The organism is Protofrankia sp. CiT1 (assembly GCF_917627335.1).
Lineage (GTDB): Bacteria > Actinomycetota > Actinomycetes > Frankiales > Frankiaceae > Protofrankia.
Window position 1 is genome coordinate 1 of the sequence record NZ_CAKJTP010000024.1, and the last position, 16,773, is coordinate 16,773.

General features: G+C 68.9%; 12 protein-coding genes and 1 tRNA gene. All 13 read left to right on the top strand.

Going from position 1 to position 16,773, the window contains the following annotated elements:
• A partial coding sequence (locus MJ785_RS06550; RefSeq protein WP_255727597.1) for a glycosyl hydrolase occupies positions 1 to 508 on the top strand: 508 nt, incomplete at its 5' end.
• A 253-nt stretch (positions 509 to 761) separates the two neighbouring features.
• Positions 762 to 4,394 (top strand): transcription-repair coupling factor, encoded by a 3,633-nt coding sequence (mfd, locus tag MJ785_RS06555; protein ID WP_239312269.1) that lies wholly within the window; start codon positions 762 to 764, stop codon positions 4,392 to 4,394.
• Between the two features lie 79 nt (positions 4,395 to 4,473).
• Complete coding sequence (locus MJ785_RS06560) at positions 4,474 to 5,250, top strand: SurA N-terminal domain-containing protein (RefSeq protein ID WP_239312268.1); 777 nt, start codon at positions 4,474 to 4,476, stop codon at positions 5,248 to 5,250.
• Between the two features lie 22 nt (positions 5,251 to 5,272).
• Positions 5,273 to 6,553 carry a MazG family protein gene (locus MJ785_RS06565; protein WP_239380198.1) on the top strand — a complete coding sequence of 427 codons (1,281 nt, stop codon included), beginning with the start codon at positions 5,273 to 5,275 and terminating at the stop codon, positions 6,551 to 6,553.
• A gap of 189 nt (positions 6,554 to 6,742) precedes the next feature.
• Positions 6,743 to 8,677, top strand: a complete 1,935-nt coding sequence (sppA, locus tag MJ785_RS06570) for a signal peptide peptidase SppA (RefSeq protein ID WP_239380199.1) — start codon at positions 6,743 to 6,745, stop codon at positions 8,675 to 8,677.
• 316 nt (positions 8,678 to 8,993) lie between these two features.
• Complete coding sequence (gene eno, locus MJ785_RS06575; RefSeq protein ID WP_239345684.1) at positions 8,994 to 10,280, top strand: phosphopyruvate hydratase; 1,287 nt, start codon at positions 8,994 to 8,996, stop codon at positions 10,278 to 10,280.
• A 23-nt stretch (positions 10,281 to 10,303) separates the two neighbouring features.
• Entirely contained in the window at positions 10,304 to 10,690 is a 387-nt protein-coding gene (locus MJ785_RS06580; RefSeq protein ID WP_308127755.1) for a septum formation initiator family protein, read from the top strand.
• Entirely contained in the window at positions 10,687 to 11,220 is a 534-nt protein-coding gene (locus MJ785_RS06585; protein ID WP_239309232.1) for a DUF501 domain-containing protein, read from the top strand. The genes MJ785_RS06580 and MJ785_RS06585 overlap by 4 nt, the downstream gene beginning before the upstream one ends.
• Before the next feature lie 5 nt (positions 11,221 to 11,225).
• Positions 11,226 to 12,227, top strand: a complete 1,002-nt coding sequence (locus MJ785_RS06590; protein ID WP_305039237.1) for a Ppx/GppA phosphatase family protein — start codon at positions 11,226 to 11,228, stop codon at positions 12,225 to 12,227.
• A gap of 20 nt (positions 12,228 to 12,247) precedes the next feature.
• Entirely contained in the window at positions 12,248 to 13,129 is an 882-nt protein-coding gene (locus MJ785_RS06595; protein ID WP_305039351.1) for a uracil-DNA glycosylase, read from the top strand.
• Between the two features lie 309 nt (positions 13,130 to 13,438).
• Positions 13,439 to 14,911, top strand: coding sequence for an NAD(P)/FAD-dependent oxidoreductase (locus MJ785_RS06600; protein WP_239393808.1), 1,473 nt, complete (start codon positions 13,439 to 13,441; stop codon positions 14,909 to 14,911).
• 572 nt (positions 14,912 to 15,483) lie between these two features.
• Positions 15,484 to 15,558, top strand: a tRNA-Leu gene (locus tag MJ785_RS06605).
• A gap of 381 nt (positions 15,559 to 15,939) precedes the next feature.
• Positions 15,940 to 16,773, top strand: a complete 834-nt coding sequence (locus MJ785_RS06610) for a Bax inhibitor-1/YccA family protein (RefSeq protein WP_239372328.1) — start codon at positions 15,940 to 15,942, stop codon at positions 16,771 to 16,773.

Sequence of the window (16,773 nt, forward strand, 5' to 3'; positions counted from 1 at the left end):
ATGGATCAGGTGCTACCGCAACGCCGCAGCCGCGATCCGCCGGGCCGACCCGCGGGTTCGTCTCGACTGGAACTTCGGCGCGCACGGATCGGTCGGGACGGTCGACGCGTTCGAGCTGTATCCCGGGGACGCCTACGTCGACGTCATCGGCATTGATATCTACGATCAGTATCCGCCGAACGTGGATTCGGTAACTTTTGACGCTCAGTGCGATGGTCTGGACGGGTTATGCCGGGCGATCCGTTTCGCCCGGCTGCACAACAAGCTGTTTTCAGTGCCGGCGTGGGGCGTGGTGGCGAAGGAGGGATCGAAGGCCGGGGCGCTTGGCCAGGCCGGCGGCGACAACACCCTGTTTGTGGCGAAAATGCACGAGCTGTTCGTCAGTAATGCCGACATACTCGCCTATGAGGCTTACTCCAACGAGGACCGGGCCGGCGATGTCCGGTCGGCATTGATCAACCCGACGATGAGCCCGCTGGCTGCCCGCGAGTACCAGCGCCTGTGGTGACGCGGTACCCACGGGAGGCAACCTCCGGCCCCGGGAGGGGCTTGCGGGGGCCTGGCGCGGCCGCCGCCTGCGGGCAGGGACCGGGCCGCACGGCGGGCCGGGGCGCCCGACGCGTAAGGTTGGGCATAACACCTCGCGTGCCGGCGTCGCGGGGTGTTTGTGGGAGATCTCCGGTACGCCGTCGGCGACCGGGTTCGCGACGTCGTGTCCGTCCGTAGATTGCGCCGTTCTTCGAGAGGCTCGGGACGCACCTATGACCCTCGCCCCGCTGTTGGACGTCCTGACCAGCAGTCCGGGTGCTGATCCGGCCCTGGCCCGAGCGCTTGCCTCGGTCGGTGACCTCCGGCTTGACCTGTCGGCTCCGGCCGCCCTGCGGCCGTTCGCCGCCGCCGCGCTCGCCACCCGGGGCGGCCGGACGGTGCTGGCGCTGACCGCGACCGACCGGGAAGCGGAGGATCTTGCCGCCGCGCTGTCGAGCATGATCGACCCGGCCACGGTCGCGGTCTTCCCCAGCTGGGAGACCCTGCCGCACGAACGGCTGTCCCCGCGGGCCGATACGGTCGGGCTCCGGCTTGCCGTGCTGCGCCGCTTGGCGCACCCGTACAGCACCGGCCTGCCGCCGTTGTCGGTCGTGGTCGCGCCGGTCCGTGCCGTTTTGCAGCCGCAGGTCGCCGGGCTCGGCGACCTGGAACCGGTGTCGCTGCGGGTCGGTGACAGCGCTGACCCGAGCGGCGTGGTGGAAAAGCTGGTCGGGATCGCCTACCACCGGGTCGATCTGGTGGAGCGGCGTGGCGAAATCGCGGTCCGTGGCGGCATCCTCGACATTTTCCCGCCCACAGAGGAACATCCGCTACGGGTTGAGTTCTTCGGCGACGAGGTCGAGGACATCCGGGCGTTCTCCGTGGCGGATCAGCGGGCACTGACCGACACTGCGGACACCGCCGAGGGCGGTCGCCGTCAGCTGTTCGCGCCGCCATGTCGGGAGCTGCTGCTCACGCCGGAGGTCCGGGCCCGCGCCCGGGAACTGGCGGGCACGCACCCCGAGCTCGTCGACATCCTTGACAAGATCGCGGACGGTACTCCGGTGGATGGCATGGAGGCGCTCGCGCCGGTGCTGTCCGACCGGATGGTGCTGATGCTCGACGAACTGCCCGCTGGAACGCACGTGCTGGTGTGCGACCCGGAACGGATCCGCACCCGCGCCGCCGAGCTGGTGCGGACGAGCCAGGAGTTCCTGGATGCGTCCTGGAGCACGGCGGCGCTCGGCGGCAGCGCCCCGATCGACCTCAGCGCGGCTGCCTACCGCTCGATCGCGCAGGTCCGTCAGCGTGCCGCCGAGATCGGGCTGCCGTGGTGGTCGGTCAGCCCGTTCAACGCCGGCGCCTCGGCCGTGGCTTCGGCCACGGCCGCAACCAGTGGCGATCGGTTCGCGGCTGGCGACCGGTCAGAAGGCGTTGCCAGCGAGGAGGATCTCGACGAGAACTCGGTGGTCTCCAGCCTGCGCCCGGCGACCGCTTACCACGGTGACACCGCGCGCGCGCTCGCGGACATCAAGGGCTGGCTGGCGGACTCCTGGCGCGTCCTGCTTATCACGGAGGGGCACGGGCCGGCCCAGCGGCTGGTCGAGCTGTTGCGGGACGCCGATCTCGGCGCCCGCCTCAGCGAGGAGGCCAGGCTGTCCCGCGGTGTCGCCACGGTCACCTGCGGCCAGCTGGGGACCGGCTTCACCAGCGACCTGCTTGGCCTCGCCGTCCTGACCGAGGCGGATCTCGCCGGCCAGCGGGGCGTGACCACCAAGGACATGCGCCGGATGCCGCACCGCCGCCGCAAGGGCATCGACCCGCTGGCACTGCGTTCCGGTGACCTGGTCGTCCACGACGCCCACGGGGTCGGCCGCTACGTCGAGATGGTCACCCGGACCGTTGCCGGCGCGACCCGGGAGTACCTCGTCCTGGAGTACGCCAAGGGCGACCGCCTCTACGTCCCGACCGACCAGCTCGAACAGGTCACCCGTTATGTCGGTGGCGAGGGCCCGAGCCTTGACCGCATCGGCGGCGCGGACTGGGCCAAGCGCAAGGGACGCGCCCGCAAGGCCGTCAAGGAGATCGCTGGCGAGCTGATCCGGCTGTACAGCGCACGGATGGCCGCGCCGGGATACGCCTACGGACCGGACACCCCGTGGCAGCGGGAGCTGGAGGATGCCTTCCCCTTCCGGGAGACTCCCGACCAGCTTTCGGCCATCGAGGAGGTGAAGGCCGACATGTGTAAACCCGTCCCCATGGACCGGGTCATCTGCGGCGATGTCGGCTACGGTAAGACGGAGATCGCGGTGCGGGCCGCGTTCAAGGCGGTACAGGACGGCAAACAGGTTGCCGTTCTCGTCCCCACCACGCTGCTCGTCCAACAGCATTTCCAGACGTTTTCCGAGCGGTATGCGGCATTTCCGGTGACCGTCCGTGCGATGTCGCGGTTCAATTCCGCGGCCGAGCAGAAGGCCGTGCTGGAAGGACTCGCCAAGGGCGGTGTCGACGTGGTGATCGGGACTCACCGGCTGCTGTCCTCCGCGTCTCACTTCAAAGATCTAGGCCTGGTGATAATCGACGAGGAACAACGGTTCGGCGTCGAGCACAAGGAATACCTGAAGAAAATGCGGACCGCGGTGGACGTGCTCACCATGAGCGCCACCCCGATCCCTCGGACGCTGGAGATGTCGATCACCGGGATCCGGGAGCTGTCGACGATTGACACCCCGCCGGAGGAGCGGCACCCGGTACTCACCTTTGTCGGCCCGAGTGACAGCCGGCAGGTCACCGCCGCGATCCGGCGTGAGCTGCTGCGGGAGGGCCAGGTCTTCTTCATCCACAACCGGGTGGAGTCGATTGACAGGGCCGCGGCGAGGCTGCGCGAGCTTGTCCCGGAGGCGCGTATCGCCACGGCCCACGGCCAGATGGGCGAGGACGCCCTCGAGCAGGTCATGGTCGCGTTCTGGGAAAAGCAGTTCGACGTCCTCGTCTGTACCACGATCGTCGAATCCGGGCTTGACATCTCCAATGCCAACACCCTCATCGTGGAACGTGCCGACGTGTTCGGCCTCTCCCAGCTGCACCAGTTGCGGGGACGTGTCGGCCGCGGCCGGGAACGCGCTTATGCGTATTTTCTCTACCCGCCGGACAAACCACTTACCGAAACCGCGCACGACCGGCTTGTCACCATCGCCCAGCACACCGACCTCGGCGCTGGCATGGCCGTCGCCATGAAGGATCTGGAAATACGCGGAGCGGGTAACCTGCTCGGCGGCGAACAATCCGGGCATATCGCCTCGGTCGGGTTCGACCTCTATGTGCGGATGGTCGGCGAGGCTGTCGCGGATTTCAAGGGGACGGCGGTCGAGGAGCTGCCCGACGTCAAGGTGGAGCTCCCGGTGAACGCGAGTCTCCCGCACGACTATGTTCCCAGCGAACGGCTGCGCCTGGACGCCTACCGACGGCTGGCCGGTGCCGCGGGTGATGACGACATCGCCGAGGTGCGCGCCGAACTGCTCGACCGGTTCGGCGCGCTGCCAGAGCCCGCGGAGAATCTGCTTGCGGTGGCGTCGCTGCGCGTGCTTGCCCGTCGTTACGGCGTTACCGAGATCACCGTGCAGGGCCGCCAGGTGCGGTTCGCTCCGCTGGAGCTGCGCGAAAGCCAGGCCATGCGTGTGCAGCGCCTGTACAAGGGGTCCGTGGTCAAGCAGGCGGTGCGCACCATTCTGGTGCCGGCACCGGCGGAATCCCCGCGGATCGGTGCCCGGCCGTTGCGCGACCGCGCCGTCCTCGTCTGGGCCGCGGGTGTGCTGGATGCGGTCGTCGGTGATTCCGTCGCGGCGGCCGCCGCCGCGCCCCGCTGATTTTTCTCGCGTTGCCGGGCAGGACTTTTCCCGGGGGCGGCGTGTGCGCGGCAGACGGTAAGCCGATACGGTCACAGCCGTGAAGACCCGCTCTGCCGTCCGCCGTGTTCTGGTCAGCGTCGCGCTGGTCGTTGTGACCTCATCCGCCTGTACCACGCACGCGGGGTCTGCCGCGCAGGTAGGCGACGAGATGATCCAGACATCGACCCTGCGCGGGATCGTCGACCGCGGCATGGCCGCCGTCCAGGCGGTTGGCCCCGCCCAGGACGCGCAGACCGGGCAGAGCGCCGCGCCGATCGAACGCAGTGATCTTCAGCGGCAGGTGCTCACCGAGCTTGTCCAGACCAGCCTCGCCGAACAGCGGGCCCGCCAGCTCGGGGTGACGGTCACCGGCCAGGACGTTGACGCCTATTACCAGACCTTCGGGGTGCTGCGGTACGGCAGCGTCGCGGGTTTCGAAAAGGCGGTGGCCCAGAGCGGGTTCGCTCGTGAGGATCTACAGATGCTGGTCCGCGCCAGGGCTCTTGACCTCGCGCTCGCGGACCGTCTCGCGCCGAACGCCCTCGCCTCCGACACAGCTGCCCGCGAGGCCTATGATCAGTCCGTCGCCCAGTTCGGCTCCCTCCCACTGAGCTTCGACCAGGCCAAGCCGTTCCTCACTCGGCTGCTCTCCACGGAGCGGGCCGCGGCCGTGGAAGCGCAGCTCCGCCAGATTTCGCAACGGGTGAACATTTCGATCAATCCCAGGTTCGGTGTCTGGTCGCCATCCCAGCTGACGGTGCTCGCCGCCGCTGGCTCGGTCGCGACCACCCCCGCGCCGGAGCCGTTGGGCCGGACAGGCGCGATGGCCCAGTGAGCCGCATGATGGCCCGTCGGTCATGACGGCGAGAATCGTCGTCCTTGTGACCAGCCCGCGGGTCGCGCCCGGGTTGTTGGGCGTGGCCGCGTGGGACCTGCTGCGGGCGGCCTCCGCCGTCCGCTGCGGGCTGGCGGCGCATCCGCAGCGCGACGCGCTCGCCGCGGCCGGCGTACCGGTCGAGGTTCTGGCGGGTCCGGATGCGTCCGCCGTTGTCGAGGAGCTGTGTGGCCGGGCCCGCGCCGACTCGTCCCGGCCGGTGGTGTGGCTGGCCGCCCCGACCGGCGGCCCGGGAGCGGCCGGCGAGGCAGACCTGGTTCGCGAGCGGGAGACGCTGGCCGCGCTCGAGGCCGCGGCAGGCCCCGGCCTCGCTGTGTCCGCCGTCGAGGGCTCACATGACCTGCGCGGGGCGAAGCTCCTGGACGCCGTTGCCGTGATGGACCAGCTGCGCTCACCCGGCGGCTGCCCGTGGGACGCGGCGCAGACCCACACCTCGCTTGCGTCCTACCTGCTGGAGGAGGCCTACGAGGCGTTCCAGGCAATCGAGGACGGCAACCACGCCGAGCTGCGCGAGGAGCTTGGCGACGTACTCATGCAGGTGCTGTTCCATGCCCGGATCGCCGCCGAGGGCGACGGCATGGGTGTTCCCGCGGGCGTCAGCGCCACCGCTGGCAGAGCCGCCGGTGACGGGGCTGCCGGTGACGGAGCTGGGATCGGCGGCCGCGCGATGGCCTGGGACATCGACGACGTGGCCGCTGGGCTCACGGAGAAGCTCGTCCGGCGTCATCCCCATGTCTTCGGATCGGTGACGGTGGACGGCCCCGCCGCGGTCGAGACGAACTGGGACATAATCAAGGATGCTGAGAAGGGCCGCCGGTCGGTCACCGAGGGCGTCCCGCTGTCCCAGCCGTCGCTGGCGCTGGCCGCGAAGCTGCAGAAGCGTGCGGTGAAGGTCGGGGTACCCGAGGACGTTGTGCTCGGCGCGGGTCGGCTGTCGTCGCCGGCCGAGGTCATCGCCGGGCTGCTCGTTCCGGTGGACCTGCCCGCCGCCGTGGACGTACCCGCCGCCGCGGCGGAGCGGACCGTGGGTGACCTGCTGTTCGCCGCGGTGGCACTGGCCCGGCAGGCCGGCGTCGATCCGGAGGCGGCGCTGCGGGCCGCTGCCCGCCGGTTCCGGGACACCCTCGCCGCTACCGAGGAGGCCATCCGCGCCGCCGGTGCGGACCCGCGGGCCGCGGGCGCGGACTCCTGGCGCGCCCACTGGCTGTCCGCGGGCGAGATCCCACCCGGCGCCGCACGCTGACCGACTCGGCCAGCGGCCCCTTGCTCGTTCGGGCCCCTGGGCTTCCGGCCGCGCATTGTCATCGGTGTTTGTCGGTGTCCGTCGGTGAAAGGCGGGTCATGCTCAGAAAACAGGACGATGGTCGCTGTTGGTGATGCATCGGACCGATGCGGGCGGAACGGGGCGGACTGTCGCGCGTAGCCTCGTTCCATGGCAGAAGGCACTCCGCGACAGGCGCTGGCAAGCATCCACCGCCTGTACGCACGACGGTTCGAGCCGATCGTCCTTGAGCTTGATCTGACCGTCGATCCGCTCGAGGGGATACCCGCCGACCCGCTGGCCGCGGCGTTGGCGCGCCGCCAGCCAACGTTGCGCGCCATGGTGGACGGACTGCGCCGGGCGGGTTCGGATGACCGCGCGTCCACGCTCATCGCGCGGATCGCTCCCTGCGGGATGCCGCTTGCGCGCGCCCAGGAGATCCGTGACGCGGTGCTCGCCTTTCGCGCGGCCGGTGGCAGGGCCTTTGCCTATGCGGACGCGTTCGGCGAGTTCGGCGGCGGGACCATCCCGTACTACCTCGCGTCCGCCTTCGACGAGATCTGGCTCGCGCCGCCGGGGGAGCTGGGTGCTACCGGCGTGGCGCTGGAAACGCCGTTCCTGCGCGACGCCCTGGACCGGCTCGGGATAGAGATCCAGGTCGGCCAGCGCCACGAGTACAAGAACGCCGTCAACACGTTCGTCGAGCGTGATTTCACCGACGCGCATCGTGAGGCGAGCGGCCGGATCGTCACCTCCAGCCTGTCTATGATCATTGATGGCATCGCCGCTGGGCGCGGCCTGCCGCCGGACCGGGTCCGCGAACTGATCGACAGTGCGCCGCTGTCCGGCGCGCAGGCCCGGGAGGCGGGTCTCGTCGATCGGTTGGGTTACCGGGACGAGGTGTACGCCGCGGCCAAGGCCCACGCCCGCCAGGCCGGGACCGGCGCCGCGCCCAGTCCGGGTCCCAGCACTGCCGAGAGCGGTGCTGATGAGAGCGGTGCTGACCGGGACGACGGCGTGACGCTCCAGTACCTGTCCCATTACCGCCGCGTGTCGCTGCGGCGGGAGGCCTCCCGGCCGCGCGTCCCCGCGCTCGGCGCGGCGCGCTCCGAGCGGCGCCGGGTGATCGCGGTCATCCATGGGACCGGGCCGGTGGTCCTCGGCCATCCGGGCCGGTCGCCGCTGGCGGGTCCCGTCATGACGGCCGACGCGCTCACCGCGGCTTTCCGCGCCGCCGGCCGGGACGACGATGTCGCCGCGGCCGTGTTTCGCGTCGACAGCCCCGGCGGCTCGTATGTGGCTTCCGACCTGATTCGCCGGGAGGTTGAACGGTTCCAGGCGACCGGCCGTCCGGTCGTGGTGTCGATGGGTTCGGTTGCCGCGTCTGGTGGGTACTTCGTCGCGCTTGGCGCGGACGTGATCGTGGCGAACCCGGGGACCCTCACCGGTTCGATCGGGGTGTTCGGCGGCAAACAGGTCGTCCGTGCGCTCCTGGACAAGGTGGGGGTGCGTTTCGGCGCGGTCGCCGAGGGGGAGAACGCGCTGATGACCTCGCCGCGGCGCGCGTTCAGTCCGGCCGAGCGGGAGAAGCTGGAGGAGTTCCTCGACCGGGTGTACGACGATTTTGTCACCAAGGTCGCCGCCGGCCGGGGCATGTCGTTCCAGGAGGTGCACGAGGTCGCCCGCGGTCGGGTGTGGACCGGCACTGACGCCCGCGAGCGCGGCCTCGTGGACGAACTGGGAGGTTTCTCCCGCGCCTGCGAGCTGGCCTGGGAGAAGGCCGGCCGGCCAGGGGCGGACACCCCGCGGCTGCGTGTCCTGCCGAGGTCCGGCCTGGTCGACAGGGTGCGCTCGGCACGGTCGAGCGAGGATGCCGCCGCCGGAGCGGGCGTTATGGGTGGGATGGGGGCGCGTCCGGCCGGTTCCCTCGTCGGTGGCCTTGCCTCGTCCGCTGTGTCCGCCGCGGCGGCTGTGTTCGGGGGGCCGGCGTTGTTCGCGGACACGGCGTTCACCGGTGGTTGGGGCCCGCTGGCGGCGGCCGCGGCACGGGCCGGACTGCCGCTGGGCGGTCCGCTGCTGATGCCGCCGATCGGCCGGCTCAGCTGACGGCCTTCGGCGCACCCGTACGGGCAGCTTTCCTCTAGATCGCCTTGATGCGGCATCGGGTGCCGGGGTATGCCCGCCATGACCGGATCCCGAACCTTTCGGCGTGGCGTGCCGAACCTGGGTGGCACGGGCCGTGCTGGCGATAGTCTCGGCCGGGCTGTACTTGTCAGTGTTGCTGTTGTCCGTCGTCGCTGATGTCCATCCTGCTGGGCCGAAGTGTGTGATCATGACGTGTGCGCACTCGGAGGCTCCGAGGCCATAAGCGCCACACTCGCCATAGTTCCCGTCGGCTGCGTTACTCCGGAGGTCGAAACCCGTGCCGTCCATCGAGGCCGTAGGCGCCCGCGAGATTCTTGACTCGCGTGGCAACCCCACCGTCGAGGTCGAAGTCGTCTTGGATGACGGCACTCTCGGCCGTGCCGCCGTACCCAGTGGCGCGAGCACCGGCGCCTTCGAGGCGGTCGAACTGCGTGACGGCGACACCCGTTACGGCGGTAAGGGCGTGGGGAAGGCGGTAGCCGGTGTCATTGACCGCATCGGGCCCGAGATCGTGGGCCTCGAAGCCACCGAGCAGCGCATTCTCGACCTGACGCTGCTGGATCTGGACGCTACGCCGGACAAGTCCGGTCTGGGGGCGAACGCCATCCTCGGGGTGAGCCTCGCGGTCGCGAGGGCCGCCGCGAAAGCGTCGGACCTGCCGCTGTACCGCTATCTCGGTGGTCCCGGCGCGCATCTGCTGCCGGTACCGATGATGAACGTTGTCAACGGCGGCGCACACGCCGATACAAACGTCGACATCCAGGAGTTCATGATTGCCCCGATCGGGGCGTCGACCTTTGCCGAGGCGCTGCGCTGGGGCGCCGAGACATATCAGGCGCTCAAGGGCGTGCTCAAGGCCCAGGGGCTGGCGACCGCTGTCGGTGACGAAGGCGGTTTCGCCCCGAACCTGCCCACCAACCGGGCCGCGCTCGACCTGCTTGTGGCGGCCATCGACAAGGCGGGATTCCGGCCGGGGGAGGACATCGCCCTTGCCTTGGACGTGGCCTCGACCGAGTTCTTCGCCGACGGCTCCTACCAGTTCGAGGGAGCGACGCGCACCGCCGAGGAGCTCAGCGACTACTACGCCGAACTGGTCGCGGCCTACCCGATCGTGTCGATCGAGGATCCACTCGCTGAGGACGACTGGAGCGGCTGGGTGCGGCTCACAGCCCGGCTCGGCGACGCGGTACAGCTCGTCGGTGACGACTTGTTCGTCACCAATCCGCAGCGGCTTGCGCGGGGTATCGCGGACAAAGCCGGGAACGCGTTGCTGGTCAAGGTCAACCAGATCGGCACTCTCACCGAGACGCTGGACGCGGTCTCGCTTGCGCATCGCAACGGCTACCGCTGCATGATCTCGCACCGTTCCGGTGAGACCGAGGACACGACCATCGCGGATCTCGCGGTGGCCGTCGACGCCGGGCAGATCAAGACGGGCGCCCCGGCGCGCAGCGAGCGGGTCGCCAAGTACAACCAGCTGCTGCGCATCGAGGAGGGGCTCGACGACGCCGCCCGCTATGGCGGTGCCGCCGCCTTCCCGCGCTGGTCGTCGACCGCACGCTGATGCCAGAAGCGCGCCGTAGCGCCTTGACCACCCGTATGACCCTGCTGGTGGTGGTGATCTGCGTGCTCATACTGACCCTCGCCTATCCGTTGCGGCTGTATCTCCAGCAGCAGAGCCAGCTCAACGAACTGGCCGCGCAAAACGCTGAGCAGCGCAAACGGGTGGAGGCTCTGAAGACCGCGGTGGCTGGTTACGATGATCCTGAATGGACTCGGGATGAGGCCCGGATGAGGCTGCACTTCACGCAGCCGGGGGAGAAGGTCTATCTGGCACCGGCTGCGATATCCCCGTCGGCGGCGCCGTCCGCGGGCGCCGCCGCCGCGGGGCAGCCCGCGACGGGTGCGCGGACCGGCCTTGGCCAGCCGGATTCCCGCCAGCCGACGCAGACCTCCCTGGCTGCGTCACGATGAGTGACGATCTCGTCGGCCCCGAGGATTGCGCGGTTGTGGCGTGTCAGCTCGGCCGGCCGCCCCGGGCGATGCACCGGGTTGCCCATCGTTGCTCCTGCGGCCTGCCCGACGTGGTCGAGACCTGGCCGAGATTGGACGACGGCACGCCGTTCCCGACGCTGTACTACCTGACCTGCCCGCGAGCGGCGTCGGCGATCGGGCGGCTGGAGGCGTCCGGGCTGATGCGGGAGATGACCGAGCGGCTCGCCGCCGACCGTGCCCGCGGCGGGGATCTTGCCTGTCGCTACGACGACGCGCACCGGGACTACCTGGCCCGCCGGGCCGCCCTTGCCGAACTGCCCGGCATGGTGAGCGCCGGTGGCATGCCGACCAGGGTGAAATGCCTGCACGTACTGGTCGCGCATAGTCTGGCGGCTGGTTCGGGAATCAACCCGTTCGGGGACGAGGCGCTGGAACTGCTGGCGGACTGGGGCGCCCGCGGCCCATGCGTCGCTGTCGGCACCAGCCCCACCACCGAACGAGAGGTCTGATCGACATGACCCGCGTGGCCGCGGTTGACTGCGGTACCAATTCGATCCGGCTGCTGGTCGCGGAGGCGGTCAGCGATGCGGGCACCATGCCCGCGGCAGCCGGTCAGCCGGCGGATGGTCACCTGGCAGCCGGGCAGCCCTTGGTGGGGCGGACCGCTCCGCTCCTGCGCGATCTGACCCGCCGGATGGAGATCGTTCGGCTGGGAGCCGGGGTCGACCGGACCGGTGAATTGGCGCCCGACGCGCTGGAACGGACGTTCGCGGCGTTACGTGACTATGCCAAGGAGATCGACAGACTGGGCGCTGTCAAGGTCCGGATGGTGGCCACCAGTGCGACCCGGGACGCCCGCAACCAGGATGTGCTGGTGGCCGGCGTGCGTTCGATTCTCGGCGTCGACCCTGAGGTGATCACCGGCGAGGAGGAGGCCGCGCTGTCCTACGCCGGTGCCACTCGGGAGCTGCGTGGGTACCCCGAGCCGTTCCTGGTGGCCGACATCGGTGGTGGCTCGACGGAGCTGGTCTTGGGCGACGCCGAAAACGTGCATGCGGCGAGGTCGGTGAACGTCGGGTGCGTCCGGCTGGCCGAGCGGCACCTGCACGACGATCCGCCCACAGCCGCGCAACTTGCCTCCGTGGCAGCCGACGCCCACGCCGCATTCGACCTGGCTGAGCGGACCGTGCCGATCCGTTCGGCCGCGACGCTCGTCGGGGTGGCCGGAACAGTCACGACGGTGGCCGCTCTTGCCGCCGATCTGCCCGGTTACGACCCGGGCCGCATCCACCTGTCGGCGACCGCGGCCGCGGACGTTGCCGCTGTGGCCGGCCGGCTCGCGGCGATGTCGCACGCGCAGCGGGCCGCGCTCCCGGTGATGCATCCCGGCCGGGTTGACGTGATCGTCGCGGGGGCGTTGGTGCTGCGCACGCTGATCGAGCGGGTCGGCGCCGCCGAGGTGATCGCCAGTGAGCATGACATCCTCGACGGCATCGCCTTCTCGCTGCTTGGCTGAGCACCTCTACGGTTGTCAGCGTGGACGGGATCCGTGCTGACAGGAGCGATGTTCATGCGGTCGATGATCGCCGGCCGGTGCTGCCCGGTTCGGGCTGGCCGGATGATCCCGCGTCGGATGCGACCGCGGTGGCGGTCACCGCGGCCGATGTCGAACGGCTGGCCGCCAGCGCGGGTGACACGGCCGAGCTGGACGCCCGTATGTCGGTGTGCCGAGCCTGCCCCCGCCTGGTCGGCTGGCGCGAGGAGGTCGCGCGGGAACGGCGGGCCGCCTTCGCCCATGAGCGTTACTGGGGCCGGCCGGTGCCCTCATTCGGTCCGGCCGACGCCCGGGTGCTCATCGTGGGGCTGGCACCGGCGGCGCACGGCGGCAACCGTACCGGACGGACATTCACCGGAGACCGCAGCGGCGACTGGTTGTTCGCATCCCTGCACCGGGCCGGGCTGGCGCGGCTGCCAACGTCGATATCGGCCGGTGACGGTCAGCGTCTTGTCGCCACCCGTATCGCGGCCGCGGTCCGCTGCGCGCCACCGGCGAACAAGCCGACCACAGCCGAGCGGGACACCTGCCGCTCCTGGCTCGTCCAGGAGCTCGCGTTATTGCGACCCACCCTGCGCGTGCTCGTGGTGCTGGGCGGCTTCGCGTGGACGGCGCTGTGGCCGGCGCTGGCGCGGGCAGGCTACTCCGTACCGTCGCCCCGGCCGGTGTTCGGACACGCCAGCCGTGTCGTTCTCGAGGCCGCGCATGAGGAGGGGCTGGTTGTCCTCGGTTGCTACCACCCGAGCCAGCAGAACACGTTCACCGGACGGGTCACGGCGGGGATGCTCGACGCGGTGCTCGGCAAAGCGGCGGCTACGGCCGGCATGGGACCGGCGGCTGATGATAAGAGCGCCCGGCAATAGGGGCGTGGGTCAAAGAGCGGGGCTGGGGTGCGTGCATCGCGAGGCGGCGCGGGGAGCCACCGGAGATGTTGGTGGCGACCGGCGAGCCGGGGCACCCGCGCATCGCGCGCCGATGGATGGGGAGTGATAACGCGAGGCGCGTGCCCCCGCCCCGCGACGCCGTGTCCCTATTGCCGGGCCCTCTAACTGAACCACGATCGTCGTAAGTATCACTATGTTGATCTCTGCGTGTTGCATGTCACTCTGCTGCCTGCCGTACCGATCGTGTATCAGGAGGCATAGCACCGTGGCGACGGGTACCTTTTTTGTATGAGCTTTGGACATCCTCCGCACATCCTTGTTGTGGGCGGCGGTTACGTCGGTATGTACACGGCTTTGCGTCTTCAGCGGCGGCTTCGTCAGGGCGAGGCGACTGTGACGGTGGTCGAACCCAACTCGTACATGACATATCAGCCTTTTTTGCCGGAGGCGGCGGCGGGCAACCTCGAACCGCGTCATGTCGTTGTACCACTACGTAGCGTGCTGAATGGCTGCAGGGTTGTCAGTGGCAGTGTGACTGGCCTCAACCACGCCCAGCGACGGGCGTACATCGCGCCGAACCAGGGCACACCCTACGAACTTCACTATGACGTCCTCGTCGGCTGTCCCGGGTCTGTCGCGCGGACGCTGCCGATTCCCGGTCTCGCGGAGCTGGGCATCGGTTTCAAGAGTGTGGCCGAGGCGATCCACATCCGAAACAAGGTCATCGAGCGGATGGACTCCGCCGCGTCCAGCAATGACCCCCAGCTAAGGCGCCGAGCGCTTACATTTGTGTTCATCGGCGGTGGGTTCGCGGGTATTGAGGCGATCGCCGAGCTTGAGGACATGGCGCGCGACGCCTGTAAATTCTATCCCGAGCTGTCGCCGTCGGATATGCGTTGGGTCATGGTCGAGGCGAGTGGCCGGGTCCTGCCCGAGGTTTCGCCGGCGATGGGTCTGTACACGCTGAAGCAGCTCGAGCACCGCGGTATTGAAATGAAAATCAACACCCGGGTGAAAAGTCTTGTCGATGGACACGTCGTGCTTGACAGCGGCGAGGAGTTCGACGCCGAGACCATTATCTGGACGGCCGGGGTCAAGGCTCACCCGCTGCTTGCCAACACCGACCTGCCGCTGGACGAGCGAGGCCGCATCAAGGCGACGGCGTTCCTTCAGGTGGATGGCGTTGAGCAGGCCTGGACCGCGGGCGACTGCGCCGCGGTCCCTGACCTCACCAGGGGCGAGGGGGCGACCACCAGCCCGTCGGCGCAACACGCGGTTCGTCAGGCTCGGCTCCTGGCAAACAACATTCTCGCCGATCTCCGGGGCGAACCGATCGCGCCGTACGAGCATCGCTACGCCGGCAGCGTCGCGTCGCTGGGCCTGCACAAGGGTGTCGCGGACGTGTACGGGATGAAACTGCGTGGCTGGCCCGCGTGGTTGATGCACCGCACCTACCACCTCAGCCGAGTGCCGACCTTCAACCGCAAGGCACGGGTGCTCGCCGACTGGACGCTCGCGCTGTTCTTCCGACGGGAGATCGTTTCGCTGGGAGCCTTCGCCGATCCCCGAGCGGGGTTCCGCGAGGCCGCGAGCCCGTCCGCCGCGCCGGCGGCACAGGTGTCCACGGCGTCAGCCCCGGTCCTTTCCTCGAAGAGCGCCGGGCACGGCGAGCCGAATGCTTCCGTGACGGGTGGCCGCAAGCCCGCCGCCACCCGGACGGTGGGGCCGGCCAAGCCGTCCGGAGAAACGTCGGTGGCGTGACCTGCCGACCAGGTCCGCCATTGCGCCTGCGCGATGGAAGATTAGTACCAAATGCCCGCTGTAGACGACTACAGCGGGCATTTTCGTGAGCGGATTTTAGGTTAAAAAGTCACTTTAAGTAACGATCAGATGTGGCTGGTGGGCGGATACCGGGATAGTGCTGGTATTGGCCACGGGGCCGGGACGGTTGTGTGATCAACGGAGATCGCGGCCGGGCTTCAGTCGCTGCCCGAGGCTCTCCGGGGGCGATCGTGGGCGTGGTTGCGCGCCCTTCGCTTTTCGCGGCACGCGACTTCACCAGCCGGCGATCTCCATGGCCACGGGTATCGCTGTGATCCGCCGTAGCCTCGCCCTTCGGGCTGACCGGCTCCGTCGTGATCCGGAATTCCGGACGCCTTCAGCTGGGGGGCGTGCGATAGCGTGACGATCATCAAACTTTACGTAGGTAAACTGGTTGTGATCGTTACGATGTGTCGTGGGGCGGGATGGTTCAGTCACTCCGTACATTTTCTCCATGTTGTCTCTTTCACAAATCCTACGTAGCGTGGTAGAAACATCTCCGATGTAGTCCAGCCGGTGTATCCCAACAGGCAGAGGAGGCTGTCCTAAAAACAGCTCGAGTGTCGGTTCGACTCCGACCACCGGCACATTCGCGTGCTCTCGGCACCTGGTTGTCGGGATGGCGGCTGGATCATCCCGGCTGGCATCCCGACAGTCCGATATACCATCAGGCTATTCAGCTGAATACCCAGCGGTCCGCTGGCGTGACGCGCTCATGTCCCCGGTTTCGGGTTTGCGGCCTCGCAGCCCCGCGGTCTCGCGGGGGAGGCCTGATATTCGCTTCCCCGTAACCGCGTAACCGCGCGGGACCGGGGGAGGAACGCGGCGGCCGCACGGAACGTTCTACTCTTGCCTCGGACAGGTCTGTCGACCAGGTTGGCCCGCGTGTGCCGTGGTCGGCTGATCTCGATGGCACTTACGATCTATGCGCCCGGCTGGCTGCGGGTGGTGGAAGGAGTCGTGTCCTGATGGCAGAGATGCGTTCGTCAAACCCGGTGTTCAGCCGGGGCGGGTTCACCGGTCGGCACCCGCAGCCGGCGCCCGTGCCCGTGCCCGAGTACGGTGCCGGTGGGCATCCGCTGCCAGGAGCGGGAGCCCCCCTGACGCCGACGCCGGAGCAACTCGCTGGGCTGTACCGGGCACCGAGCGGGCTGACCGTTGACGACGTTGTCATACACACGCTGGGGCTGTTCGCTGTCACCGCCATCACCGGGGTGGCCGGTTGGGCCATCGCGCCGGCCGCCCCCATGGTCGGGTTCGTGGCGATGTTCGCCGCGCTTGCGCTCTCCTTCGTGATTTCATTCAGTCGGCGGCTCCGGCCTTCGTTGATCGTTGTTTTTGCGGCGCTTGAAGGTCTGTTCGTCGGCGCGGTGTCACGGTACTTCGAGGACGCCTACTCCGGTATCGTGCTCCAGGCGCTACTGGGAACCGGTCTCGTTTTTGTGGCGATGCTCGTGGCCTACCGTAGCGGCCGGCTCCGAGCGACGCCTCGAATGGCCCGGATTGTCTACGGGTCACTACTTGGCGTGATCTTGCTTGGCTTGAGTGACCTGGTGATCAGAGCTGTGTCCGGTAGCCATCTCCCGGTCATCAATGACGCCTCCCCGCTCGGCATCCTCTTCAGCGTGGCTGTGCTCGTGGTCGCGAGCCTCCAGTTCATCCTCGACTTCGACTACATCGAGCGGGCGATTGCCAGCGGTGCGCCCCGCGAGGAATCCTGGCGGGCCGCTTTCGGCCTGATTGTCGGCTTTGTCTGGGTGTACCTGGAGATGCTCCGTCTGCTGTCGAAACTCCGCGCTTAG

Excerpts from the sequence above, each read along its gene's own strand:
- mfd (WP_239312269.1), top strand. The coding sequence starts at position 762 with ATGACCCTCGCCCCGCTGTTGGACGTCCTGACCAGCAGTCCGGGTGCT.
- MJ785_RS06565 (WP_239380198.1), top strand. The coding sequence starts at position 5,273 with ATGACGGCGAGAATCGTCGTCCTTGTGACCAGCCCGCGGGTCGCGCCC.
- sppA (WP_239380199.1), top strand. The coding sequence starts at position 6,743 with ATGGCAGAAGGCACTCCGCGACAGGCGCTGGCAAGCATCCACCGCCTG.
- MJ785_RS06585 (WP_239309232.1), top strand. The coding sequence starts at position 10,687 with ATGAGTGACGATCTCGTCGGCCCCGAGGATTGCGCGGTTGTGGCGTGT.
- MJ785_RS06590 (WP_305039237.1), top strand. The coding sequence starts at position 11,226 with ATGACCCGCGTGGCCGCGGTTGACTGCGGTACCAATTCGATCCGGCTG.
- MJ785_RS06600 (WP_239393808.1), top strand. The coding sequence starts at position 13,439 with ATGAGCTTTGGACATCCTCCGCACATCCTTGTTGTGGGCGGCGGTTAC.
- MJ785_RS06610 (WP_239372328.1), top strand. The coding sequence starts at position 15,940 with ATGGCAGAGATGCGTTCGTCAAACCCGGTGTTCAGCCGGGGCGGGTTC.